The organism is Curtobacterium sp. WHRI 8282, assembly GCF_040223925.2.
Taxonomy (GTDB): domain Bacteria; phylum Actinomycetota; class Actinomycetes; order Actinomycetales; family Microbacteriaceae; genus Curtobacterium; species Curtobacterium flaccumfaciens.
Genome location: NZ_JBEHCD020000003.1, coordinates 398,397 through 422,282 on the forward strand (window position 1 = coordinate 398,397; position 23,886 = coordinate 422,282).

A 23,886-nucleotide genomic window follows, 5' to 3' on the forward strand; every position below is an offset into this window, starting at 1 on the left:
GAACACCGGTGTTTTGCGGGTCCACCCCGTCAGCGACGCGTCGCGACCGTGCTCACGCGGAGGTCCTCGAAGGTGCTGGTGAAGCCGGAGCCTCCGAGCGAGATGAGCCCGACGCGGGGTGCGCTGCCGAGGTCCGCCGTCCAGGTCCCGCCCCGGACGAAGTGCCGACCGTCCAGGCTCGTGTACGCGGTGTACCGGTCCTCACCCCGGACCTCGCGGTGGACGATCCGGAGCGTTGTGGTGTCCCCGACCGGACCGACGACCATGTTGCCGTAGCTCGGCGCCCCGGCCGGTTGCCCGGACACCTGCTTGCCGAACTCGGTCTGTCGCGTGTTGAAGATCGAGTTCGACGTGAGCCGGACGTAGTTGCCGTCGTCACCCCAGACGATCAGGCCGCCCTGCACGTAGTTCAGGCCGTCGCCGGTGGCCGGAGTGTCCACCCCGACCGTGGTCTGGAGCACGTAGTCACCACGGGGCGCCGGTTCGGACAACACCGATGCGAGCGGCGTCGACGGCGGGTGGATGTCGGCGTCCTGCGTCTGCCAGCGGAACGTGCCGTCGGCGACGGACCAGGTGGACGGGTCGGGCGCACGCGTCCACGTGAGCGCGGCGGGCAGCGCGGCACCGTCGAACGAGGTCGACAGCCCACGGATCGTCCGCCCCGGCACGTCGACCGGGGCGGTGGACGCCCGGTACGTCGGCCGTTGCCCGGGCTGCGCGACCGGCCCCGGCTGCACCGTGTCGGACGGCCCCGCACCACCGCGGACGACCGGCCAGCCGCCCTGCCAGTCGAGCGGGTCGATCAGCGCCGGCCGCTTCGTGTAGGTCGGCTGCCCCGCGTAGTACGGGTCGGTGCGGTCCGCCGCGTGGTAGATGATCCAGTCCTGGCCGGCGAAGTCGGTGACCACGGTGTTGTGCCCCGTCCCCACCCAGCGGTTGCCGTTCTGCGCGAGCAGGGGCGTCCCGCCGACCCGGGTGCTCGTGATCGCCACACCGTCGCGGTCCGTGAACGGCCCGAGCGGGCTCCGTGACCGGGCGACGAAGACGCCGTAGCCGGTCAGGGCGCCGTTGCAGCAGTTCGTGGCGGAGCCCATGAAGTACCACCAGCCGCCGTGCCGCATCAGGTACGCGCCCTCGTAGCGGTTGTCGATCGCGATCTGCCGCTCGGTCGACGGGTCGGATCGCAGGCCGTCCGCGCTGAGCCGCCGGACGTTCACGCCGCCGAAGTAGCTGCCGAAGTACAGGTAGGTCGTGCCGCCGTCGGTGATGACCTCGGGGTCGAAGGCCCACCGCGCGCCGTCGCCGTTCGGTGCGGTCTGCGGTGCCACAACCGGTCCGCCGGAGTCCTTCCACGGACCCGTCGGGCTCGAGCTCGTCGCCACCCCGACCGCGGAGCCGCCGCCGCTCGGGCCCGTCGCCGACGGGGTGTCCGACGCCGCGTAGTACAGGTACCAGGTGCCAGCCCGGCCACGGTCCCCGGCGCGGTACACGACGTCCGGCGCCCAGATCCCGTTCGCGTCGCCCACCCAGGCGGGCTTCGTCGGGAAGGCGTCGTTCACGTACGTCCAGTGGGTCAGGTCGGTCGACCGGTACGTGGGCACGGCGTGCTGCACGAGGGACCCGTCGGGGTTCTGCTCCGTCGTGGTGAGCGCGTCGGTGGTGCAGTACAGGTACCAGTTGCGGTCGCGTCCGGCTCCGTGGATCACGGTCGGGTCCGCGCAGCTCGCGGCCGTCTGCCCGTCGGGCAGGCTGAGCGCGACCGGGTTCTGGTGGTTGGGTGCCGTGCGGCCGTGCCGGCTGGCGGCGCTCGACGCCACGGTCGTGGTGGTGGTCGCCCGGATGGTTCCGCCCGGCACCGCGGACGCATCCGCTGGTGCAGCCTGGAGGCCCGTGGTCGCGACGCCGAGGAACGTCACGACGGCGAGGAGTGCGGTGGACGATCGGCGCATGCCTGACCTGCTCTCGTCGTTGAGGGAGGTGCTGCTGGAGGGACTGCGGGTGTCGACGGGCGACGTGCGCGAGCGTACGCTCGGCTCGACGAAGGAGTCATGCCATGCCCGCGAGGTTCGTCTACTGGATCAACGTCTCCGTCGACGGGTTCGTCGAACGGGCCCCAGGCGAGCACGACGGCCTGGACGGACCCGACTGGATCCGGATCGACGAACCGCTGCACCGCGAGTTCAACGCCCGCGCCGCGGCGATGACCCTGTCCGTCGAGGGCCGGGTGGTGCGCGACATGATGGACCCGTTCTGGCCCGACGCCCGGCACGACGAGTCGATGCCGCAGTACCTGCGCGAGTACGGCGAGATCTGGACCGCGCAGCCGAAGATCCTGGTGTCCCGCACACGGACCACCGCCGACCACGACACCCGGGTCATCGGTGGTGACGGCGACGCGATCGCCGAGCTGGCTTCGATCCGTGCCTCCGGCGAAGGCGACATCGGCGTGGGCGGGCCGAGCATCGCGAGTCAGCTGCTCGATGCCGGGCTGCTCGACGAGGTCATGCTCTTCACGCACCCGTCGGTGCTCGGCGCCGGCCGCCCGTTGTTCGATCCGCCGCTCTCGGGGCACCGCTCGCTCGTGCAGCTCGACCTGCTCGAGCAGCAGCGCTACGACAACGGCGTCACCCTGCACCGGTACGACGTCCGGCGGTCCTGAGCGCTCGGTCAGTCCTCGACGGGCTCCGCGCCGATCACGCGGACGTTCCAGGCGCTGTCGCGGTCGCTGTCGAACCCGTTGAAGGAGATGCTGTCGACGTCGGCACGCCAGGTCCGCCGCAGGTCGATGCGTTGCGCTCCGTCGCCGCAGGGCATCGACTCGGTGATGTTGTTCCGCGACGTGCTCCCGGAGACGACCGTGACGGAACCGCTCATGTGCCCGTCACCGAAGCACGAGAACTCGAGGTGGCCGACCGTTTCCGGGTGCGCGAACGTGATCGTGATGCCACGGTCGATCTCGTCGTCGTTCCCCGTCGCGCTCTGCCCGGCGGATTCCGGGGCGTACATCGCCCCGAGATCCCGGTCCGAGTGGGTGGCCATCTGGCGCTTCTCCCAGGCGTGCAGTGCCGCCTCGTCGACGGGCGGCGGCCCGGAGCAGGCGGCGAGCAGGAGCACACCCGCGATCGCGGGCAGGAGCAGGGCGGGGACGGAACGCACGCTGTGAGCCTAGTGACGCTGTGGACCCGCACCGCGGAACGACGGGAGGCTCGGTGCCAGCTGGCACCGCGCCTCCCGTCCGTGGGTGGTCGCGTCAGACGTCGCGACGGCGCGCGAGCGTCAGGGCGAGGCCACCGATGACCAGGACCTCGGCCGCGAGGACGCCGAAACCGCCCCATCCGTTCAGCACGACTCCGCTGTTGTCGGCCGCGCTCGCGCCGTCGTACGCGTAGGCGTACAGCTGCCCGCCGGCCATGTCCGGCAGGAACGCCGCGATGTTCGTCGGCCACTCGACCTTCATGAGCCCGGCCATCAGGCTCAGCACCACCGGCAGGACCAACAGGATGCCGAGCGTGATCGCGATACCACCGGCGCTCGAGCGGACGAGCAGGCCGATGCCGTAGGCGAGGAGCGCCAGCAGGGTCAGGAAGACCGACGAACCGAGGATCGGCATGAAGACCGACGGGTCGCCGATCTCCGGCTCGACACCGTTGCCGGCCAGCAGCGGGAGCGAGATGAGGACGCCGATCCAGGTCGCGACGGCGCTGACCACGAACGTCGTGACGGCGAGGACGGTGGCCTTCGCCAGGATCACGCCGGTGCGACGGGGGTCGGCGGTGAAGGTCGAGCGGACCTGGCCCGTGCCGTACTCACCGGTGATGATGAGGACGCCGAGCACGCCGACGACGAGCGACGAAAGCAGGACGCCGACGGTGTTGGCGTTGACGAACGTGCCGTTGGCGATGTCCGTCGGCAGGTCCTGCCCGCCGCTGTTCGTGTTCGCTCCGACCAGCGCGGCCATGCCGATCGTGACGACGACCAGGATCGCGTAGCACCAGAACGTGGACCGGATGCTGCGCAGCTTGATCCACTCGCTCCGCACCAGGTGCGGGAACGACAGACGGGTCGAGCCGCTCATCCGGGTCGACGGCGTGGTGGGCGAGGTGGTGGCGCTCATCGGGTGCCCTCCGATCGGTACTCGACGTCGTCGCGGGTGAGGGCCATGTAGGCCTCCTCAAGGCTCGCGCCGGTCGGGGTGAGTTCGTGCAGGGGGACGCCGGCCTGCGCGGCGATGTTGCCGACCGTCGGGGCGTCGGGCCCGACGACGAGGAACGATCCGTCCTCGCGCTGGGTGACCGCGGCGTTCGGGCCGATGGCGGTGAACAGGCCGTTCGGGTCCGGCGTGCGGACGATGACGCGGCTGACGGCCGCATCGGTGCCGGCAGCGGCGCCACCACCGGCGACGAACTCGGCGATCGGGGCGTCGGCGAGGACCTTGCCCCGGCCGAGCACGACCACGCGGTCGGCGGTCTGTGCCATCTCGCTCATCAGGTGGCTGGAGAGGAACACCGTGCGGCCGTCGGCGGCCATGCGGCGGGCGAGCTGACGCACCCAGAGCACGCCGTCGGGGTCGAGGCCGTTGACGGGCTCGTCGAGGATCAGGGTCTTCGGGTCACCGAGCAGTGCGGCAGCGATTCCCAGGCGCTGCCCCATGCCGAGCGAGAACCCGCCGACGCGCTTCTTCGCGACGGAGTCGAGGCCGGTCATGTCGATGACCTCGTGCACACGGGACTTCGGGATGCCGTGGGTCGCCGCGAGGGAGAGCAGGTGGTTGTAGGCGCTGCGCCCCGAGTGCACGGCCTTCGCCTCGAGCAGGGCGCCGACCTGCCGGAGCGGGTCGCGGAAGCTCGTGTAGGGCTGGCCGTTCACGGTGGCGCTGCCCGACGTGGGCCGGTCGAGCCCCATGATCATGCGCATCGTGGTGGACTTCCCGGCGCCGTTGGGCCCGAGGAAGCCGGTCACACTGCCGGGACGCACGACGAAGGAGACGTCGTCCACGGCGGTCTTCGGACCGTACTGTTTGGTGAGATGGCTGACTTCGATCACGGCCTCGACGCTACGGGAGCGCTCGGCGTCGCCGCGTCCGCCGTTGGGGGGAGATGTGTGCTCCCACAGGGTGACGCGGGCGCGGGCGGGCCGGGCGCGCGCGGGTTTTCGCGCTAAGCGACAGTTCACGCGCGCGGCCGGCCGTGAGGTGTCGCTGGACGCGAAGTGATCAGGCGGGGTGGTGCGCCGGGCGTTCGTCGCCAGGGTCACGAGCGAACGCGAGGCTCTCCTCGATGATCGACAGCACGACCGCGAGTTCCTCGACGTCGCGCGGGCCGTAGACCATGAACTCGGTTCCGTGGTCCTCGTACTGGTGCGGGATCGCCCAGCCGAGCTCGGTCAGTTCGGCTCCCCGTGCGACCGGGAGGCAGAGGTGGACCGAGGTGTCCTCGACGCCGTGCAGGTGCACGGGCTCGAGTCGTCCGTCCGGTGCCAGTGACGTCCACGGGACGACGTGGTCGCGCTGATCGCGCAGGAACAACGCGCGTGACGACGCCGGCGACACCTGGCTGTGCCCCTCTTCGACGCCGGGCAGCGCGACGGCGCTCCCGACGAGCGCTCCCCACAGTTCGGGGGTCGCGCGGTCGGTGAGCTGACGCTGGGGACCGGCGTCGGACACGGCGGGCCGTTCGCCGCGGCGGATGGACCTGATCATTGCTCGACGATACCGTCTCGGCCGGGCTGCATCGCTCCTGTTCGGGCCCTCACGAGGACAGGGAAGCGTCCGCGTCGACCTCGTACGCCTCGAACCGGGCATCGGCGAGGATCGCGTCGACGAGCGACCGCGACCCGGCGACGATCGTCGAGTCCCAGTCGATCTCGGTGGCGAGCACCCACTCGTGCCCCTCGGGCCAGAGCATCTGCGGGGTGTGCCCGAAGCCGACGTACGTGCCGACGCGGGCGTCGTCCGTCCAGGACGGGTCGCTGAGCTGCGGCAGGGACATGGAGAGCAGGAAGCACTCGCGAGCCGGCCACAGGAAGCGCGGACCCGCGAGCGACTCCCGGAGCGCAGCCTGCTCCCGCCGGTGCTGCGCCTGCCTCCGGTCGATGTGCGCCTGCATCTCAACGCGCTCGGCCGCCGTCGGCTCGCCGCTCCCCTGCCACCCGAAGCCCAACGTCGACGTGCCGTTGAGGTCCCCCCATCCGTCCCAGATCGCCCCGACCAGGTCGTCCGGGGTCGACGTCGCCTCGGCGAGGAGCTCGGTGAGCGCGGCGAGTTGCCTCGGCTCGTACCAGCCCTCTTCGGGTGGATGGACGACCCAGCCGTCCTCGAAGGGCAGGTCCGACTCGTCGTCCCGACCGCTGAGCGTCTGCCACGACACGAGCGGGTCGATCGTCCGACGGGTGCGCTCGGCGACGTCGGCCCAGCGCCACTCGGTCGATTCGAGGACCGGGTGCTCGTCGTACTCGTCCACGGTCGTCCGGTCCTCGCGATCCGCTCGGAGCGGGTGCAGGATCCGGGCGTACGCCTCGAACCCGGTGCCCGCGACGCCGCCGAACGTGGCGAACGGGCCGGCCCGGGCCAGCAACCAGTCGCCCCGCGAGACGTCCTTGATCAGTTCCACGTGTCGAGCCCTGGGTGCCCGTGCGGGTCAGCTCGCCTGCGGGCGGGGTGCGCGGAGGCCGGGGAACTCGTCGTCGCGCCACTCCCCTTCGGCGCGCGTGCCGTTGCTCACCGACTGCTCCTCGCGCTCCCGGAGCTCCACGCGGCGGATCTTGCCCGAGATGGTCTTCGGGAGCTCCGCGAACTCGACGCGGCGGACGCGCGCGTAGGCGGGGAGAGCCGTGCGTGCGTACTCCAGGACCTGCCTGGCGGTGTCGGCCGACGCCTCCCATCCGGTGGCCAACGTGACGTACGCCTTGACGACGTTGAGACGGGCGTCGTCAGGGGCCGGGACGACCGCGCTCTCGGCCACGGCCGGGTGCTCCAGCAGGGCGCTCTCCACCTCGAACGGCGACACCTTGTAGTCCGAGGACTTGAACACGTCGTCGGTGCGACCGATGAAGGTCAGCTCACCGTCTCCGTCGCGGACGGCGATGTCGCCGGTGTGGAAGAAGCCGTCGCGCATCGACGAGGCCGTGCGGTCGGGGTCGCCGAGGTACTCGGCCATCAGGTTGACGGGCCGCTCGGTGAGGTCGAGGCAGACCTCACCCTCGTCGCCCGGTTCGCCGGACACGGGGTCGAGCAGCGTCACGGTCACACCGGGGAGCGGCTTGCCCATCGCGCCGGGCGTCACGGCGGCACCAGGGGCGTTGCCGATGATCGCCGTCGTCTCGGTCTGCCCGTACCCGTCGCGGATGGTGAGGCCCCACGCCGCCTCGACCCGGCCGATGACCTCGGGGTTGAGCGGCTCGCCGGCCGAGATGAGCTCGCGGAGCGCCCGCGGCTTCACGCCGAGGTCGGACTGCAGCATCATCCGCCACGCGGTCGGCGGCGCGCAGAACGTGTTGACCTCGGCCCGCTCGAGCTGCGCGAGGAGTGCAGCGGGGTCGAAGCGCGCCGTGTTGTGGATGAACACGGTGGCCTCGGCGATCCACGGCGCGAAGAAGCAACTCCAGGCGTGCTTGCCCCACCCGGGCGAGCTGATCGTCAGGTGCACGTCACCGGGCCGGACTCCGAGCCAGTACATCGTGCTGAGGTGTCCGACCGGGTACGACGTCTGGGTGTGCACGACCATCTTCGGCTTCGACGTCGTGCCGGACGTGAAGTAGACCAGGCACGGGTCGGTCGTGCGGGTGACGACGTGGGGACGGACCTCGTCGGCAGGAGCGGGCTCGCCCAGGTCGATCGGGTACTCCGTCCACCCGTCAGCGGGACCGCCGATCACGATGCGCGTGAAGGACCCGCGGACGTCGTCGTACTTGTGCGTCTCGCTCCGGTTCGTGACGACGTGCGCCACGGAGCCCCGGTCGACGCGGTCCTGCAGGTCCGCGGTGTCGAGCATGGTCGACGTCGGCAGGATGACCGCACCGAGCTTGATCACGGCGAGCATCGTCTCCCAGAGCTCGAGCTGGTTGCCGAGCATGACGAGGACGTGGTCGCCCTGCTGCACGCCGAAGCCGTGCAGGCGCGCGGCGAGCCGATCGGACCGTGCGGCCAGGTCGGCGTAGCTGAGCCGCTGCTCACGACCGTCCTCCTCGACGATCCAGAGCGCGGTGCGGTTGTTGTCGGTCGCGATGACGTCGAACCAGTCGGTCGCCCAGTTGAACGTGTCGCCGACGTCCGGCCAGCGGAACCCGGCGCGTGCCGCTTCGGGAGAGTCCGCGGCGAGGAGCTGGTCGCGGGCGGCACGGTACGCGGCGGTCGGGTTCACATCAGGCACGGACCGATCATGCCGCATCCGTCTCGGCATGCTCACGAAGACCGCCGTCAGCGCCCGGTCGCCCGGCCGCTCCCCCGCACGACCGCACCGAGCACCCGGATCGTCTCGTCGGTGTCGACGTGCAGGTGCGCCCCCATGCCGAGCGCACGTGCGGCCTCGATGTTCTCGGGTACGTCGTCCACGAAGAACACCTCGTCCGGGTCCGCCCCGAGGCGCTCGAGGGTGATCCGGAACGCGTCGGCATCGGGCTTGTTCACACCGATCTCGTGGGAGTAGCAGATCGGGTCGAACACCGACGAGAACCGGAAGCGCCGTTCCTCTTCCTCTCGAGCACCATCGCCCGAGTTCGACAGGATCGCGAGGCCGATCGTGCCGCGGAGTCCGGCGAGGAAGTCGTACAACGGCTGGTTCAGGGTTCCGCAGTACGCATCCCAGAAGTCGGCCCGCATGACGGCGAGCTGATCGGCCCCCAGCCCGAGCGCCGTACCGATCGCGCCCCAGTACCGGTCGACGACGCCGGTCCGACGGGAGGCGTCGGGCAGGTCGGCCGCGACGAGGCGAGCGGAGAAGTCGTCCGTCGTCATCCCGAGACGCTCGGCCCACCGCGCCCGGAAGCGTCCGGGCCAGGCGGCGTCGTCGACGAGCTCGAGGACGCCGCCCACGTCGGACAGCAGCCACCGCACGACGGGCCCGGCAGCCCCGGCCGTCCCGCCGCTCACAGCGATCCCCGCAGCTGCCGGATCATCTCGACCTCGAGTTCGCTCGGTTCGAGGACGTACGCCTCGGTCGCACCCGTCGGCTCGTAGCCACGTCGGGCGTAGAAGGCCTGCGCACGAGTGTTCCCCTCGTGCACGTGCAGCCGAAGTGCCGACCCGTGTGCAGCCGCCCACACCTCGATCTCGTCGAGCAGCGCATCGGCGACACCGGCGGTGCGACCCCGGTGCGACGGTGCGACGTAGACGCCGACCAGGAGCGGCCCGACCCGGGGGCCGGGCACGAACACCCCCATCGTCCCGAGCCACCGGCCGTCGGCGTCGATCGCGGCGAGGGTGGTCCCGCCGACGTCGTGCTCACGGCGGCCGCGTCGACGCCAGTCACGCTCCTGCAGCCGCTCCGCGTCGGCGAGCCGCTCCCCGTACGCCTTCGGGGTGTCCCGGAGCATCTCGAGCCGCAGTGCCCGGACGGACTCCCAGTCGTCCTCCGTGGTCGGTCGGATCGTTGTTCCCCGCATGACCCGAGCCTAGGGGCGACAGGCCCGGAGAACTCGTTCCAATCCGTCTGGCGGACGACGCCGAATCACCTGCAACGACCGGGAAACACCCGGAGCGCTCACCAGCCGCACATCGCTGGTTCTCCACCCCACCAAGGGTGTGTTCGGCGCGCACACAGCAGCCGCGCCGAGCGCGACAACAGCAAAGGACTGATCACGATGCGTAAGAGCCTCAAGACCTCCATCACCCTCGCCACGACCGGCGCCCTCGTCCTCGGCGGTGCCGCGTTCGGGATCTCCTCCGCCCAGGCCGCGACCCCGAACGTGCACACGGTGTCCTCCTCGTCCGAGTCGAAGATCCCCGCACCCGTCGCCTCGGTCCCCGAGGTCCTCGGTGGCTCCACCGCCGTGAAGCTCGACTCCGGCTTCACCGACGCCCTCACCGCCCTGAAGCTCACCCCCGGCGTCTCCGGCGATGCGACCCTCGCCGACGGGTCGGTGTCGTTCCCGATCACCGCCGGGTCGGTCACCTACTGGTCCCCCGACGGCAACTACCGCCCCTACGTGCAGGGCCTGCTGAACCACGACGACTCGGGTCTGACCCTGAAGGCCGGCGACACCACCGTCACGCTGGAGAACTTCGTCGTGAACCCGGGCTCGTCCAAGCTCTACGGCGACGTCCTCGTCAACGGCAAGGTCGCCGCGGCCAACGCGTTCCTGTTCGAGCTGCACGGCGGCTCCCTCAAGCCCCTCCAGCTCGAGGGCGACAACGCCATCCTCACCGGCACCACCGTCCACATCTCCGAAGACGCCGCCGGCCTCCTGAACAAGACCTTCGGCACCGACGCCGTCAAGCGTGGCCTCCTCGTCGGCACCGCCACCATCACCGCCCAGATCAAGTAACACCTGCCGCAACACCAAATCGGCCCGGACCACGCAGCAGCGCGGTCCGGGCCGACTTGCGTTGCGCGCCGAGCGTCGTGCGCCTGGTGGAACCGGGCGTACCTGGCAGAACCGGGCGTACCTGGTGGAACCGGGCGTACCTGGCAGAACCGGGCGTTCTTGGTGGAACCGGGCGTACCTGGTGGAACCGGGCGTACCTGGTGGAACCGGGCGTACCTGGTGGGTTCCTTCGACCAGGTACGCCCGTTCTTGCGAACCAACGCGCGCGCGATGGGAAAGAACGGGCGCACAGGCGGACGGGAGGCCCGGCGCCAGCTGGCACCGGGCCTCCCGTCCGTCTCGTCGCGCGCCGGGCCGGCGGCCGCCGTCGTCACGGGCTGGGCGACACCCCACGCGCTCACGTTCGCGAGAACTGTCGCTCAGCGCGAAACACAGCCCAGCCCGCAGGCGGGGGCGCGGGCCGTTGCCGAGAATCGGTTCCGCGGTCACGTTGCGGGTACCGGCAGCCGCCGTCTGTCCGGCAGGGCGAGACTCGGTCGGCCGCGGCCACTCGCGCAACGAGCAACGAGCAACGCCCCGACCGGACCGGTCGGGGCGTTGCTCGTGGTGGTGCCGATCAGCGGATGATCGATATGTTGTCCGCCTGCGGGCCCTTCTTGCCGGGCCCGATCTCGTACTGCACGTGGTCGTCCTGGGCGAGCGGCGGGGAGCCGGTCGCCGCGACGATGCTGGAGAAGTGCGCGAACAGGTCTTGGGACCCGTCATCGGGGTGGATGAAGCCGAACCCCTTGCTGTGGTCGAACCACTTGACGGTGCCCGTCGGCATGGCGGTCAGCACGGCGTCAGTGGATGCGCAGCTGCGCGACCATGGGGCACGCGAAGGGGTCGCGGGCGGCGAGGCCGACGCGGTTGAGGTACCGGACGACGATGCCGTAGGAACGCAGCAGCGTGGTCTCGGTGTAGGGCACGTCGAGGGTGTCGCAGTGGTCACGGACGAGCAGACGGGCCTGCTTCAGCGCCGGACGCGGCATCGACGGGAACAGGTGGTGCTCGACCTGGTAGTTCAGCCCGCCCATCAGGAACGACACCCACCAGCCGCCACGGATGTTGCGCGAGGTGCGCACCTGACGGGAGAAGAAGTCGACCTTGGCGTCGTGGGCGATGGTCGGCATGCCCTTGTGGTTCGGGGCGAACGAAGCACCCATCATCACGCCGAACACGGCCAGCTGCACGCCGAGGAACGCGCACGCCATCCCGAACGGCAGGAACCAGAACACGACCGTCAGGTAGATCGCGAAACGCGCCACGAGCAGGGCGCCCTCGATGAGGCGGTGCTTCTTGTCGGCCTTGGTGCCGTTGCCGGTGACGATCGACATCACGGCGTAGCGGTGCAGGTTCAGGCCCTCGAGCGTCAGGAGGGGGAAGAAGAGCCACCCCTGGAAGCGCATGAAGGTCTTCATCGCGCCGCCCTTGACGGCGGCGGCGTCCTCGGGGAGGAACCGGATGCCGTCGGGGGCGATGTCCGGGTCCTTGCCGACGGTGTTCGGGTTGCCGTGGTGACGCGTGTGCTTGTTCATCCACCACGAGTAGCTCAGGCCCACGAGGAACGTGCCGAGCCAGCGGCCCGCGCGGTCGTTCCACTTCTGGGACTCGAACACCTGACGGTGCGCAGCCTCGTGCGACAGGAACGCGAACTGTGTGAACAGCACGCCCAGCGCACCGGCCACGATGAGCTGGAACCACGAGTCGCCGAGGAACGCGAACGCGACCCAGGTGAGGGCGAGGCTGCCGACGAGTGCGCCGAACAGTGCCCAGTAGAAACCGGTACGACGGCGCAGGAGGCCGTTCTCCTTCACCTGCGCCAGGAGCGCGGAGTAGGTCGAGGTGCCCTTGCGGGCACCCGTAGCGGGACGAGTGCGGGTGTAACCCGGAGCGAGCGGAGTGGTGGTCATGTGGACCGCCTTCCGGTACGGATCGGTCCTTCAACCGGTTCGAGGGAGTTCACGCGATTGCGCTTGCGGCGACCCTAGGGGCCGAACTTGCGTGTTCACCGTGGTGTCCAGAACACGTTGCGTCGTGCACGAACTCAGCCCGCGTGGCGCTCCGGACCGTCCGCGCACCGACCGGACGATGCACGCAACGTCTGCCCCGGGTACTCCCCGAACCGACGGAAGTACGTCCCCGAGAACCGCCCCAGGTGCCGGAAGCCCCAGTCCATCGCGGCCTCGCTCACACTGGTCTCGTGCCGGCTGCCGGACTCCAGCACCGCGTGCACCCGGTCGAGCCGCATCCGCAGCAGGAACGTCATCGGCGAGACGCCGTGTTCCCGCATGAAGGACGTCTGTAGGGTCCGCGGGCTCACACCCACGGCATCGCAGATGTCGGCCAGGCACAACGTCCGCTCGCAGTGTCCTTCGAGGTAGGCCTCGGCGAGCTCGACCGTCGACGGCGTCACAGCACGGCGGAGGACCGCGGGCGTCCGCACCCCGAAGGCTCCGAGCACGGCCTCGACCAGCGCGACCTGCGCGGCGGTCCGGGCGCCGGAGGTGAACCCGTCGCGTGTCGCGGTGACGGCCACCTGCTCGACGCACCGGCGCAGGTGTTCGAGGGCCGCGACGGCGGGCTCAGCACCCCGCGTCGGCAGTTCGGACGCTGCTCCCAGCGACGAGCGCACCTGGTCGAGGAGCGACCGGTCGATGCTCACGAGCTGCAGCGTGCCCTTCGGGGCGCGCACCGAGAACTCCCCGGCCGTCGGCATCAGGACGGGCGTGCCGGGGCGGGCCTCGAGGACGACGCCGTCCTCGACGGCGATGTGGACACCGCCGGTGCTCGACCACCCGACGACGATGCGGTCGATGGGCTCGAAGACCCCGGAGAAGCCGGAGGTCGTCGACGCTGTGACGAGGCTCACGCAACCGTCGCGGCGGGTCCGGTAGCGGAACCGGAACGGCAGCCGGAAGGCGTCGTCCTCGACGTCGAACCGCACGTCACGGCCGTGCCCGGCCTGGGCGAGCACGCGTGCGGCGAAGGCCCGGTCGGTACCGGATCGTTCGGTGCGGCGTCGCTGCGCGTCGATCCTCGCGGTGACGGTCCGGGCGCCGTCGGTCCCGTGGACCGCGGTCAGCACGGTGCCTCGTCGACGTGCTGTCCGCAGCGGTGTTCGAACCAGGCGCGGGCGTCCTGCAGGCTCGCTCGCCGGTCGTGCTCGTGCAGCGCCGCCATGAGCGTGCAGTCGAAACCGTCCACCGTGCGCTCGATGAAGCCGAGGAGCATGTCCGGGTCCCCCATGCAGCTGCGGCGTCGACGACCCGCCAACACCCGGCGTCGACCGGCTGGACACGGATGTCCGTCGGGTCCGTCGCGGCGAGCGCACGGATCCGATCGCTGTGGACGACCTGCTGCCAGACGGCGGCCTCGGTCATCACGGTCGTGGATCCCTGGCGGTGTCCCATCGCGCCCTCCCTGCCGGTTCGATGTGGCGCACCGATTTCGACGGCGGTGCACGAGACACTTTCAGTATCGACAGGACGATTCCGGTCATGTCAGGGGTTGACTTCGTACCGCGCAAGGTGGACCATCCGCGGCCTCGATCGGAGCCCTGGGAGCGCGCCATCGGCGGGTCCCGTACGGTCGGCACATGAGCGACGGGAGCAGCGCGACCCAGGACGGCCCGCCCCGACTCTCGCGTGCGGTCCGGGATGCGATGCGGTTCGTCCACGAGCAGGCGGCGACCCACATCACCGTCGCCGACGTCGCCGCGGCCGTGCAGCTGTCGCCGCGGAGCCTGCAGAAGCGGTTCCAGGCCGAGATCGGACAGTCCCCGGGAACCTTCCTGCGCGCCGTGCGCCTCGAGGGGGTCCGTCGCGATCTGCAGGCGGCGTCCGGTGCGCCGGACCGGCGGACCATCGCGGAGATCGCCGAGCGCTGGCAGTTCAGCAACGCGGGCCGGATGGCTGCGGCGTTCCGCGCGGCGTACGGCATCGCGCCGTCGTCGGCGCTGCGCTCCTTCGTGCCCGAGGACGACGAGGACGGCGCACCGAGCCTGTCGGACCGGAGCCAGCGACGCTTCCGCCTGGTGCTCGACTGCGAGGTCGACGTCGACGACGCGAAGGCGGTGCTCGCCGGTGCCCTGCAACGCGCGGGGGCCGGGCCGTGGCGTGATTACCGACCGGATGGGGGCAGCGAGGACCTGATGGCGTTCCTGCTCGGCAACGCGGTGCGGACGGTGGTGCGTGAGACCCCGGGCGTGAGCCTCGTCGCCCTCGATGCGATGCTCCGGGTGCAGGACGAGCAGGGGTCGTACCCGCCCGCAGAGCTGCCGGCCTGGCGCGCCGGCCCACCGCCGAACGTGCCTGCGCCGTCCGGATCGTCCGACACCGCCCAGCGCGTAGGATCGAGAGACGGCAGGGAAGGCGCCCATGGATGACGCATTCGAGCGTGCACTCCGTGCGCTCCGGTCGGCGGAGATCGCCGACGACGAACTCAGTCGGCCGTTCGCGCTCGCGCTGCCGATGGGCGGTGTCTCGATCTCGACGTTCGGTGAACTGTGCCCGAGCGAGACCGTGTCCGCGACCGACGAGGTCGCCACCCGGGTCGACGAGATCCAGCTCGACCTGTCCGAGGGACCGTGCTGGACCGCGCTCGCGACCGATGCCCCGGTGCTGGAGACGGATCTCGTGCAGCGTCCGAACGCCGCGTGGCCCGCCTTCAACGATGCCGTTCGGAGCGAACCCGTCGGCGCGGTGTTCGCGTTCCCGGTCGCCTTCGGGCCGTTCCCGCTCGGCGCGATCGACGTGTACGTGCCGGAGCCCGCGACGATCGAGGACGACACGGTGCGGCAGGCGATGACCCTCGCCTCGGCCGTCAGCCGTCGGGTCCTGCGCCGGGCACTCCGCTCCATCGCGGACGAGGACGACGCACTGCTCGATCGGAGCCCGTCGTCGCGGCGCGTGGTGCACCAGGCCACCGGGGTCGTGCTCGCGCAGCTCGACATCAGCCCCGAGGACGCCTACCTGCTGCTGCAGGGCCACGCCTTCGCCCGCCGGACGACGATGCGGCGGGTGGCGGAGGAGATCCTCGACGGCACGGTCCGGTTCGAGAAGCGAGGCGACCTGATCGAGGAGGTCCAGTGACGACGGCAGGCCGAGAAGCCCGGATCCTCGAGACGTTCACGTCGCTCGCCGACACCCTGGTGGACGCGTACGACGTCGTGGAACTGCTGCAGACCCTGGTCGAGACGTGCGCCGACGTGCTCGGCATCGACGCCGCGGGCATCCTGCTGGCGAACGACGACCAGGAGCTCGAGGTCGTGGCCTCCACCTCCGAGGCGACCCGTCTCGTCGAGGTGCTGCAGCTCGACGCCGAGGCCGGCCCCTGCATGACCTCGTTCGCGACCGGACGGGTCGTGACGTGCCCGGACATCGAGGTCGCACCGGCGGATTGGGCGATGTTCCGCACGGGTGCGCTCGCGCTCGGGTTCCGGTCCGTGCACGCCGTCCCGCTCCGGCTGGGGAGCAACGTCATCGGCACGCTCAACCTGTTCGGGGCCGGCGTCGGTGCCCTCGCGGAGTCGGACCTGCGCGTCGCCCGGGCCCTGGCGGACGTGGCGACGATCGGCATCCTGCACGAACGGTCCCTGCGCGAGCACGAGATCGTCCGCGCGCAGCTGCAGCGGACCATCGGGTCGCGCGAGGTGATCGAGCAGGCCAAGGGCGTCGTGTCGTACCTGCGCGGCGTCTCGATCGAGGACGCCTTCGCGGTGATCCGCGGGTACGCGCTCGAGCACCACGAGCCGCTCTCCGAGGTCGCCCGCGCGATCGTGCAGCGCCGACTCGTCCCCTGACGACCACGAGCGAGCACGGCCCGGCCGGTCCGACGCGTCCGGCGAGTCCCGCCCGCTACGGTGAGCGGATGGGCAAGGTCACGCTGCAGGACGTCGCCGCGCACGCCGGCGTCTCGATGAAGACCGTGTCCAACGTCGTCCGCGGCTACCAGCACGTCAGCGACCCGATGCGCAGCCGAGTGCAGGCCGCCATCGACGAGCTGGGCTACCGCCCCAACGTCTCGGGCCGGTCCCTGGCGACCGGACGCTCGAACATGCTCGCCTTCGCGTTCCCCGACCTGCGGCGTCCGTACTTCGCCGAACTGGCCCACGTGTTCTCGCGGGTGTGCGCCGACCGCGGCTACCAGCTCCTGCTCGAGGAGACCGGCGGCGACCCCGACGGTGAACGCTCAGCGGTGCGGGGACGTGAGGCCGGTGTGGTCGACGGGGTCGTGATCCACCCGCAGGTGCTCACGCCCGAGGCCATCGACCGGATCCGCGGGGACACCGCCGTGGTGTTCCTCGGCGAGGACGTCCGGCCCCCGCACGCCGACCAGGTCGTCATCGACAACGCCGGGGCCGCCACCGAGGCCGTCGCCCACCTCGTGGCGCTCGGCTGCCGCCGCATCGGGTTCTTCGGGCACGAGACCGGCCCGTCGTCGCGCACCTCCGGACTGCGTCTGGACGGCTACCGCGCCGGACTCGTCGCCGCGGGCCTGCCGCTCGACGACGCGTTGCTGGTCCCCCGCGAGGTCGGTGACGCCGCCGGCGCCGAGGTCGCCTTCGGCGCCGCGCTCGACGCCGGACTCCGCGTCGACGGTCTGCTCTGCCGCGACGACCTGGCCGCGCTCGGGGCGCTCCGGGCGATGCGCCTGCGCGGCCTGGACGCCCCCGGCGACGTCGCCGTCGTCGGGTGGGACGCGGTCGGACTCGGGTCGAGCCTGGTGCCGAGCCTGACCTCCGTCGCGCCCGACACGGTCGCCCTCGCCGGGACCGCGCTCGACCTGCTGGTCGAGCGGATGGACGGCTCCGACGTCCCCGGCCGGTTGGTCACGGTCGGCCACCGCCTGCTCGTCGGCGAGAGCGCGCCGTACGCGGACGGCACGTCCGACCGGGCGGCGCACCAGCGCGCGTGAACGGCGGACTGGAGGCCCGTGGCGGTGCGGCCACCCCTCCCTCGCAGGCTCGGTCGGCGCGGCCCGCGTGCCGCTGGCGCGACACTGCTGAGCGAGCCGCGCCCGTCCGCCTTTTCCCCCGTCGCGTGCCGTCAGCGGCCTGCGGGAGCCGACTCCCCCGGGTGCACGCTGCCGAGCAGCTCGACGACGACGTCCCGCAGGGCGTCGGGCAGCCCGACGGTGCCGAGCTCGACGATGCGGTCCGCACGCGGCAGGTCCTTCGCCACGACCTCCCACGCCTCGAGCTTCTCCGGGTTGCCGGCCTGCGCGCCCTCGAGGACCCGCCGCGCGGCCTCCCGCGCGTCGACGCCGACGACCGGAGCGCCGACCAGCGTGACCGATCCGCCCGACGCCGAGTCGACGGACAGGTCGACCGAGAACCGGTCGGCCGCACGTGCCGACGTCGGCTGCCCGTCGGCCGGCGCGGCGAGGAACGTGATCCGCCAGTCGCGGTGGGCGGGAACGACGTCGAGGGCCCCGGTGGTGGCGTGCACCCGGAACTCGGCGTGCGCTGGGTCCCAGGTCAGGCGGGTCCTGGCGGTGCGGCTGCCCTCGCCCTCGTGGTCCTCGACCAGGGTGAAGTCACCCGGCGCACCCGGCGCGACGAGGACCTCGAACGCCGTCGGGTTGACGGTGGCGTCGAGCTGGTCGGCCGCCGCGAGCGGCAGGATCCCACCGGCGCGCAGCAGGACCGGCACCGTGTCGAGCGTGCGGTGCAGGTCGATGAACCGGTCACCTGCGTACACCGTGCCGGTGAAGACGTCGGTCCAGGTGCCGGGCGGCAGCCAGGCCCGGGCGACCCCGTGCCGGCTGACCGGGTCGCGCGGCGTCACGATCGGGGCGACGAGCAGCTCCGAACCGAACGCGTAGGTGTTCGGCACCCGGTACGCCTCGTCGCGGCGCGGCTCCAGGTGGTACATCGGCCGGACCAGCGCGGTGCCCTCGGCGGTGCCGTGGTTCATGGTGTGCAGGTACGGCACCAGGCGGTGACGGAAGCGGAGTGCCTCGCCCATCGCGGCGCGGGCCTCGGCGGGGAACACCCACGGCTCCTTGCGGATGAACGGGTTGTTCGCGGAGTGCAGGCGCATGATCGGTGAGAACACCCCGAACTGCACCCAGCGGGTGGCGAGCTCGTCGTCGCGGACGCCACGGGTGTGGCCGCCGATGTCGTGGCTCCACCAGGGGTAGCCGATGTTCGCGGCGGTGGCGGTGAACTCGGGCTGGAACGCCAGGGACGCCCACGACACGACGGCATCGCCGGAGAACCCGACGGCGTACCGGTGGCTGCCGGGGCCGGCGTAGCGCGAGAAGGTCATGCCGTCGACGGGAGCCGGGGCCGAGGCCGTGTCCGCGCCGTCGTCACCCCTTGCGTCGGAGTCCCCCGATGCCGCGTGCCGCGCCGAGTCGAGCAGGTGGAAGTGGTTGAGCAGCCACAGCGGGTCGACCCCGGGCAGCCCGGTCTCACGACCCTGCTGCCAGTCGATCCACCAGAAGTCGACCCCCTGCTCCTCGAGCGGGCGGTGCAGCTGTTCGAAGTAGGCCTGCAGGAACCGCCGGTCCGTCGGGTCGAACGCGATCGGCTGCTCGGTCTCCGGGTCGACGCCCATCGCCCGCGCCACCGCGGGGTAGGCGTCCTCGAACGCCCGGACGCCGTCGGCCGGGTGCAGGTTCAGCGTCGTGCGCATCCCCCGGCGGTGGAGCTCTGCGAGGAAGGCCCGCGGGTCCGGGAACAACGACGGCTCCCACGAGTACCCCGTCCAGCCGTTGCCGAAGCGCAGCGGGACGGAGTCCACCCGGTGCCAGTCCATGTCGATGACGGCGACCGAGAACGGCAGGTGTTCGTCGGCGAAGCGGTCCAGCAGCTCGAGGTACGAGGTGTCGCTGTACGGGTGGTACCGGCTCCACCAGTTGCCGAGCGCCCACCGCGGCATCCGCGACGGCGGCCCGGAGACGGCGTGGTACGTGCGGAGCGCAGCGTCGTAGTCGCGGCCGTACGCGAAGACCGTGACGTCGCGGCGCCCGGGGACCCGCGTGCCGATCCAGCCGTCGTCGGCGAACAGGAACGACTCGCTGTCGTCGAGCGCGGTGATGCCGTCGCGGGCCAGGATCCCCGGTTCGAGCGGCATCCGGCCGTCGACGTCGTCGAGGGTGCGGCCGGTGCCGCCGAGGTCGCGCGGCTCCTGCCCCCAGCGCCAGCGGTTGGCGTCCGGGCCGGTGGTCTCGACGACCAGGCCGCTCGGGCTGAAGGGACGGCCGTCGTAGCGCAGGCGGGCGCGGTCCGTGGTGACGACGAGGCCGGCGGCGCCGGAGCCGTCGGCGTCGGCCGTCCGCTCCACGGTGAACGCCGGTACGGGAAGGCGGCGGCGCATCGCGAAGGTCGATGCGCGGTCCTCGAACCCGCCGTCGTCGCTCCACTCGATGCGGAAGGCCCCGGCGTCGAGCACGGTGATGCGCCAGTGGTCGCCGGTGACGACGGCTGCGGGGTCGGCGACCGGGTCCGAACCCGGGAACGGACGGATGGTGGGGAGGACCGCCCCGGTGGTGCCGGTGGTGCCGGCGGTGCCGGCGGTGCTGCTGCCGGTGGTGCTGCTGCTCACGTGGTGCCTCTCAGCTCTTGACCGCGCCCTGCGTCACGCCGCTGATGACCCAGCGCTGCGCGAACAGGTAGACGATGATCGTGGGCGCCATCGCCATCAGGTACGAGGCGAAGGCGACGTTGTAGTTGGTGCCGAACTGACTCTGGAAGATGTTCTGCACCACGGGCAGGGTCTGCAACCCCGGATCCGCCGTGATGAGCGACGGCATCATGAAGTCGTTCCACGATGCCAGGAACGCGAAGATGCCGACCGTCGCGTTCATCGGGCCGAGGAGCGGCAGGATGATCCGCCAGAAGATCTGCCACGTGGACGCCCCGTCGATGCGGGCGCTCTCCTCGAGTTCGACCGGGATCGACCGCAGGTACGCCGAGTAGAGCAGCACGCTGAACGACAGTTGGAACATGGCGTGCAGGATCCCGACGCCGATCGGGTTGTCGAGGCCGATCTCGGCGGTCAGCTTGATCTGCGGCAGCGCCACCACCGGGAACGGCAGGAACATCGCCGCGAGCAGGTAGACGAACGAGTACCGGAAGAACCGCTTGTGCCAGTTCCGGACGATCGCGTACGAGGCGAACGAGCTGAGCAGCAGCGTCGCGACGACGGTGAGCGCCGCGACGCCCAGGGACACCGAGAAGGACACCGGGAACCGGGTCAGCTGCCAGGCCTCGGCGAACGAGCCCGGGTTGAACGGGAACGGCAGCGAGAGCGCATTGCCGTCGACGGACTGCTCGGTCGTCTTGAACGCCATCGAGAGCGTCACGTACAGCGGGATGAGCACGGTCAGCGACGCGAGCCCGAGGACCACGGTCAGCGTCCAGTTCGTGCCGCCCAGTCGTCGGCGGTGGCCGCGGCCGGAGCGACCGGTGCCGCCGGTGGTCACGGCGCGGGTGTCGGTCGGGGGTCGTGTGTCGATGGCGGTCATGCGAGTCGCAGGTTCCTTCCGCGGGTCGCCACGAGCTGCAGCACGGAGATGAGGACGGTGATGATGAAGAACACGGTCGCGTTCGCCATCTGGTAGGCGTAGTCGCCGCCGGTGAAGCCGCCGAAGATGGTCATCGCGACGCTGCTCGTCGCGCTGCCGGGGCCGCCGTTGGTCAGACCGACGATCACGTCGTAGGCGCCGAGGTAGCCCTTCACGCCGAGCACGGTGTTGATGACGATGAAGCCGCCGAGCAGCGGGAGCGTGATCGAGCGGAGCTGCTTCCAGCCGGTCGCACCGTCGAGCGCACTGGCCTCGTACAGCTCCTCGGGGATGGACGTCAGCCCCGCTGTGTAGATGAGGAGCGCGCCGGGCACGGTCTGCCAGGCGGACACGATCACGATCGCGAGCCAGGCGAGGTTCGGGTCGCCGAGGATGCTCTGCTCGAGCGGGCCGAAACCGACGCTCGTGGCCAGGGCCGGCACGGTGTTCGAGAACAGGAAGTTGAACACGTAGGCGACGATGATCCCCGAGATCACCATCGGGATGACGAACACCGACCGCAACCCGGCGGCGAACCGGATCTTCTTCGCCAGGGCGATCGCCAGGGACAGCGCGACGACCTGCGTGACGACGACGGTGACGGCCGCGAAGCCGAGCGTGAACCCGTACGACGCCAGGATCGCCGGGTCGGAGACGAGCGCCCTGTAGTTCTCGACGCCGATGAAGTCCCACTGCCCGAACCCCAGGTAGTCGGTGAAGCTGTAGAAGACGCCGACGCAGGCGGGGGCGACGACGAACGCCGTGAAGAGCACGAGGGCCGGCACGAGGAACAGGTAGTACATGCCCTCCGTCCGGTGGAGGGAACCCACACGACGGTGCGTACGGGACGCCGCGGTCGCCGGTCCGGACGTTGCCGGGTCGGTGTCGCGGGAGAGCGGGGTCTGCATGGTCATGGTGACTCCTGTGTCCTGGTCCGGCTCAGACCGTCGCGGAACGGCCGGCGAGCCGCCGCCAGTCCGAGTCGAGCCGCTGCAGCATCGAGGTGAAGTCCCCGCTCCGGATCGCCGACTGCAGGTAGTTGCCGAGCGGGATCGACGTGGGGATGAAGGTGCCGGCGCCCTGGTAGAACGCCGCGTCGTCGACGTACTGCTGCAGGCCGGCGAGGCGCTCGTCCTGCTGCGGCGGTGCGTCGATGCGGGGCGAGTACGCCAGGTTGTCGCGGTTGTAGGCGTCGATGACGTCGGGCTGCATGAGGAACTCGACGAGCTCCTTCGCCTGCTCCGGGTGCTCGGACGCCGTGGGGATCCAGAGCCCGAGGTCGATGTTGACCCGGGCCTTGCGGTCGGCCGGGTCGTTCGACACCGGCAGGGCGAAGGTGCCGACGGGCAGCTTGTCGTCGATCAGCGCGATCTGCCCGAGCGCCCACGGGCCCTGCAGGTACATCGCGGCCTCGCCCTTGCCGAACGCCAGGTTGCCGTCGGCGTAGGCCCGGGTGGCGTGGTCGCGGTTGAAGAACGACGAGATGGTCTTCGCGCGCTCCATCGGCACCGCGAAGTCCTTCTCGAACGACACCTCGGAGTCCGGGCCGACGTCGGCGCCGAGGGCCTTCATCTTCCGGAAGAACGAGCCGGTGTCGACGAGGCTGCCCACCGAGTAGTCGAACAGGCCCTGCCAGAGCGTCCAGGTGTCCCGGTCAGTGGCGTAGATCGGCGTGATGCCGGCCTTCTGCAGTGTGCGGCAGACCTCGACGAACTCGTCCCACGTCGTCGGGACCGGCAGGTCGTGCTCGGCGAAGATCCGCTTGTTGTAGATCACCCCGGCCGCCGCGAGCGAGTACGGCAGCACGCTCGTGCGGTCCTCGAACTTCGCGTACTGGTTCGTCAGGGTGTCGATGTCCGGTCGGACCCGCGCTGCCGACGGCAGGTCGCTGAGGTCGCTGAGCACACCGCGCGAGATGTACCGGGCGAGCTCGAGGTTGTCGTTGAAGCACCCGACGTCCGCCGGTTCGCCACGCACGAACTGCGGGGCGATGGCCGCCGTGCTGTCGTGCACGACCGACATGCCGGTGTGCTCCCCCTCGAACTGCCGCAGCAGCTTGTCGAAGTACGCGATGACCTCCTGCTTCTGCTCGTAGAAGCGGAGCGTCGTGGCACCACCGGCGGCACGCCCCGGGGTCGCGCACCCGGCGAGCGCCATCGTGCCGAGTGCGATGCCACCGGCCGCGCCCGCGAGGAACCCCCGCCGGCTCACCGCCGCCTGGAGTGTTGCGGTCCTGCTTCCCACCATCGGGTCTCTCCCTCGTCGCGCATCGTCGCGCAGGCTCCTGTTTACAGCGCTGTAAAGCGTACGTCAACGTTGTAATCGCATGTGGCAGTGGTCGGTGCGCCCCACGGACGGGAGGCACGGTGCCAGCCCGCCCCGCGCCTCCCGGCCGCCGCGCCACGCGTCCACGGCCGCAAGCCGCCGCCTGGTGCGCGGTTGCGCACTCCGTGCGGCGCCCGCAGCGCCGCACGGAGTGGGGAACCTCGCACGGAGCGCGCCGTGCCCTCGGGACGAGCACGGCCGCTCGGACGGACACGCCACGGAGCTGGCAGGATCGTCTGATGGCTGAGGACGAACGGGACATCGCACTCCGGGTGGGGCACGAAGAGCTCCGCATCCGCGGGGTCTACGAGACGATCAGCATCATCAACGACGTGATGGTCGCGCTCTGGTTCATCGTCGGCAGCGTCCTCTTCTTCTCCGAGAGCACCACGACGGCCGGCACGTGGCTGTTCCTGATCGGGAGCATCCAGCTGCTCATCCGTCCCGTCATCCGGCTGTCGCGGAGACTCCACCTCGGACGGGTCGGCCGGGGGAACCCCACGGAGTCCGCGCGCGATTTCTGAACCA

General features: G+C 71.0%; 24 protein-coding genes. 7 read left to right on the top strand and 17 right to left on the bottom strand.

Going from position 1 to position 23,886, the window contains the following annotated elements; all coding sequences use genetic code 11:
* Window positions 1–29: 29 nt before the first annotated feature.
* The gene (locus ABRP24_RS12770; protein ID WP_349850032.1) at window positions 30–1,949 is read right to left on the bottom strand and encodes a family 43 glycosylhydrolase; all 1,920 of its coding nucleotides are present in this window, start codon (window positions 1,947–1,949) and stop codon (window positions 30–32) included.
* Window positions 1,950–2,053: 104 nt separating this feature from the next.
* Here ABRP24_RS12770 and ABRP24_RS12775 point away from each other — a divergent pair, with 104 nt between their 5' ends.
* A complete protein-coding gene (locus tag ABRP24_RS12775; RefSeq protein ID WP_301582293.1) occupies window positions 2,054–2,659 on the top strand; it encodes a dihydrofolate reductase family protein in 606 nt (201 codons plus the stop codon).
* 8 nt (window positions 2,660–2,667) lie between these two features.
* Here ABRP24_RS12775 and ABRP24_RS12780 read toward each other — a convergent pair whose 3' ends face one another.
* The 8 genes from ABRP24_RS12780 to ABRP24_RS12815 form a co-directional block, all read right to left on the bottom strand.
* Window positions 2,668–3,156 carry a hypothetical protein gene (locus tag ABRP24_RS12780; protein WP_301582292.1) on the bottom strand — a complete coding sequence of 163 codons (489 nt, stop codon included), beginning with the start codon at window positions 3,154–3,156 and terminating at the stop codon, window positions 2,668–2,670.
* Window positions 3,157–3,250: 94 nt separating this feature from the next.
* Window positions 3,251–4,114: an ABC transporter permease gene (locus ABRP24_RS12785; protein ID WP_301582291.1), complete on the bottom strand. Its 864-nt coding sequence runs from the start codon at window positions 4,112–4,114 to the stop codon at window positions 3,251–3,253.
* A complete protein-coding gene (locus ABRP24_RS12790; RefSeq protein WP_027465129.1) occupies window positions 4,111–5,043 on the bottom strand; it encodes an ABC transporter ATP-binding protein in 933 nt (310 codons plus the stop codon). Before ABRP24_RS12790 ends, ABRP24_RS12785 begins: the two co-directional genes overlap by 4 nt.
* A 169-nt stretch (window positions 5,044–5,212) precedes the next feature.
* Window positions 5,213–5,698, bottom strand: coding sequence for a luciferase family protein (locus ABRP24_RS12795; protein ID WP_027465130.1), 486 nt, complete (start codon window positions 5,696–5,698; stop codon window positions 5,213–5,215).
* Between the two features lie 49 nt (window positions 5,699–5,747).
* Window positions 5,748–6,608 (bottom strand): hypothetical protein, encoded by an 861-nt coding sequence (locus tag ABRP24_RS12800; protein WP_349850029.1) that lies wholly within the window; start codon window positions 6,606–6,608, stop codon window positions 5,748–5,750.
* A 27-nt stretch (window positions 6,609–6,635) separates the two neighbouring features.
* Window positions 6,636–8,384, bottom strand: a complete 1,749-nt coding sequence (locus ABRP24_RS12805; protein ID WP_371836754.1) for an AMP-binding protein — start codon at window positions 8,382–8,384, stop codon at window positions 6,636–6,638.
* 29 nt (window positions 8,385–8,413) lie between these two features.
* Window positions 8,414–9,085, bottom strand: a complete 672-nt coding sequence (locus ABRP24_RS12810; protein WP_349850027.1) for an HAD-IA family hydrolase — start codon at window positions 9,083–9,085, stop codon at window positions 8,414–8,416.
* The gene (locus ABRP24_RS12815; RefSeq protein WP_071246381.1) at window positions 9,082–9,597 is read right to left on the bottom strand and encodes an N-acetyltransferase; all 516 of its coding nucleotides are present in this window, start codon (window positions 9,595–9,597) and stop codon (window positions 9,082–9,084) included. Before ABRP24_RS12815 ends, ABRP24_RS12810 begins: the two co-directional genes overlap by 4 nt.
* A 198-nt stretch (window positions 9,598–9,795) precedes the next feature.
* On the opposite strand from ABRP24_RS12815, the gene ABRP24_RS12820 reads away from it, so the two are divergent.
* The gene (locus tag ABRP24_RS12820; protein ID WP_110865654.1) at window positions 9,796–10,479 is read left to right on the top strand and encodes a hypothetical protein; all 684 of its coding nucleotides are present in this window, start codon (window positions 9,796–9,798) and stop codon (window positions 10,477–10,479) included.
* Between the two features lie 616 nt (window positions 10,480–11,095).
* Here the strand turns inward: ABRP24_RS12820 and ABRP24_RS12825 are convergent.
* The 4 genes from ABRP24_RS12825 to ABRP24_RS12840 form a co-directional block, all read right to left on the bottom strand.
* Window positions 11,096–11,317 (bottom strand): cold-shock protein, encoded by a 222-nt coding sequence (locus ABRP24_RS12825; protein ID WP_307858961.1) that lies wholly within the window; start codon window positions 11,315–11,317, stop codon window positions 11,096–11,098.
* 4 nt (window positions 11,318–11,321) lie between these two features.
* Window positions 11,322–12,431 carry an acyl-CoA desaturase gene (locus ABRP24_RS12830; protein ID WP_110864824.1) on the bottom strand — a complete coding sequence of 370 codons (1,110 nt, stop codon included), beginning with the start codon at window positions 12,429–12,431 and terminating at the stop codon, window positions 11,322–11,324.
* A 134-nt stretch (window positions 12,432–12,565) separates the two neighbouring features.
* The gene (locus ABRP24_RS12835) at window positions 12,566–13,606 is read right to left on the bottom strand and encodes a helix-turn-helix domain-containing protein (RefSeq protein ID WP_349847802.1); all 1,041 of its coding nucleotides are present in this window, start codon (window positions 13,604–13,606) and stop codon (window positions 12,566–12,568) included.
* Window positions 13,600–13,767, bottom strand: coding sequence for a hypothetical protein (locus ABRP24_RS12840; RefSeq protein ID WP_349847803.1), 168 nt, complete (start codon window positions 13,765–13,767; stop codon window positions 13,600–13,602). The genes ABRP24_RS12835 and ABRP24_RS12840 overlap by 7 nt, the downstream gene beginning before the upstream one ends.
* A 349-nt stretch (window positions 13,768–14,116) precedes the next feature.
* On the opposite strand from ABRP24_RS12840, the gene ABRP24_RS12845 reads away from it, so the two are divergent.
* The 4 genes from ABRP24_RS12845 (at window position 14,117) to ABRP24_RS12860 (ending at window position 17,436) form a co-directional block, all read left to right on the top strand.
* The gene (locus ABRP24_RS12845) at window positions 14,117–14,905 is read left to right on the top strand and encodes a helix-turn-helix transcriptional regulator (protein WP_349847804.1); all 789 of its coding nucleotides are present in this window, start codon (window positions 14,117–14,119) and stop codon (window positions 14,903–14,905) included.
* Window positions 14,898–15,611 (top strand): GAF and ANTAR domain-containing protein, encoded by a 714-nt coding sequence (locus tag ABRP24_RS12850; protein ID WP_301630017.1) that lies wholly within the window; start codon window positions 14,898–14,900, stop codon window positions 15,609–15,611. The genes ABRP24_RS12845 and ABRP24_RS12850 overlap by 8 nt, the downstream gene beginning before the upstream one ends.
* Window positions 15,608–16,321, top strand: coding sequence for a GAF and ANTAR domain-containing protein (locus tag ABRP24_RS12855; RefSeq protein WP_027464836.1), 714 nt, complete (start codon window positions 15,608–15,610; stop codon window positions 16,319–16,321). The genes ABRP24_RS12850 and ABRP24_RS12855 overlap by 4 nt, the downstream gene beginning before the upstream one ends.
* Before the next feature lie 68 nt (window positions 16,322–16,389).
* The gene (locus ABRP24_RS12860; RefSeq protein ID WP_214520756.1) at window positions 16,390–17,436 is read left to right on the top strand and encodes a LacI family DNA-binding transcriptional regulator; all 1,047 of its coding nucleotides are present in this window, start codon (window positions 16,390–16,392) and stop codon (window positions 17,434–17,436) included.
* A gap of 131 nt (window positions 17,437–17,567) precedes the next feature.
* Here ABRP24_RS12860 and ABRP24_RS12865 read toward each other — a convergent pair whose 3' ends face one another.
* The 4 genes from ABRP24_RS12865 to ABRP24_RS12880 are packed head-to-tail and all read right to left on the bottom strand — an operon-like array spanning window position 17,568 to window position 23,244.
* Entirely contained in the window at window positions 17,568–20,072 is a 2,505-nt protein-coding gene (locus ABRP24_RS12865) for a TIM-barrel domain-containing protein (protein ID WP_349847805.1), read from the bottom strand.
* Window positions 20,073–20,082: 10 nt separating this feature from the next.
* Window positions 20,083–20,994: a carbohydrate ABC transporter permease gene (locus ABRP24_RS12870; protein ID WP_111057388.1), complete on the bottom strand. Its 912-nt coding sequence runs from the start codon at window positions 20,992–20,994 to the stop codon at window positions 20,083–20,085.
* Window positions 20,991–21,947 carry a sugar ABC transporter permease gene (locus ABRP24_RS12875; protein WP_349847806.1) on the bottom strand — a complete coding sequence of 319 codons (957 nt, stop codon included), beginning with the start codon at window positions 21,945–21,947 and terminating at the stop codon, window positions 20,991–20,993. The genes ABRP24_RS12870 and ABRP24_RS12875 overlap by 4 nt, the downstream gene beginning before the upstream one ends.
* A 25-nt stretch (window positions 21,948–21,972) precedes the next feature.
* A complete protein-coding gene (locus tag ABRP24_RS12880) occupies window positions 21,973–23,244 on the bottom strand; it encodes an ABC transporter substrate-binding protein (RefSeq protein ID WP_176708492.1) in 1,272 nt (423 codons plus the stop codon).
* Between the two features lie 353 nt (window positions 23,245–23,597).
* Here ABRP24_RS12880 and ABRP24_RS12885 point away from each other — a divergent pair, with 353 nt between their 5' ends.
* Window positions 23,598–23,882 carry a YrhK family protein gene (locus tag ABRP24_RS12885; RefSeq protein ID WP_027464831.1) on the top strand — a complete coding sequence of 95 codons (285 nt, stop codon included), beginning with the start codon at window positions 23,598–23,600 and terminating at the stop codon, window positions 23,880–23,882.
* The last annotated feature ends 4 nt before the right edge of the window (window positions 23,883–23,886 follow it).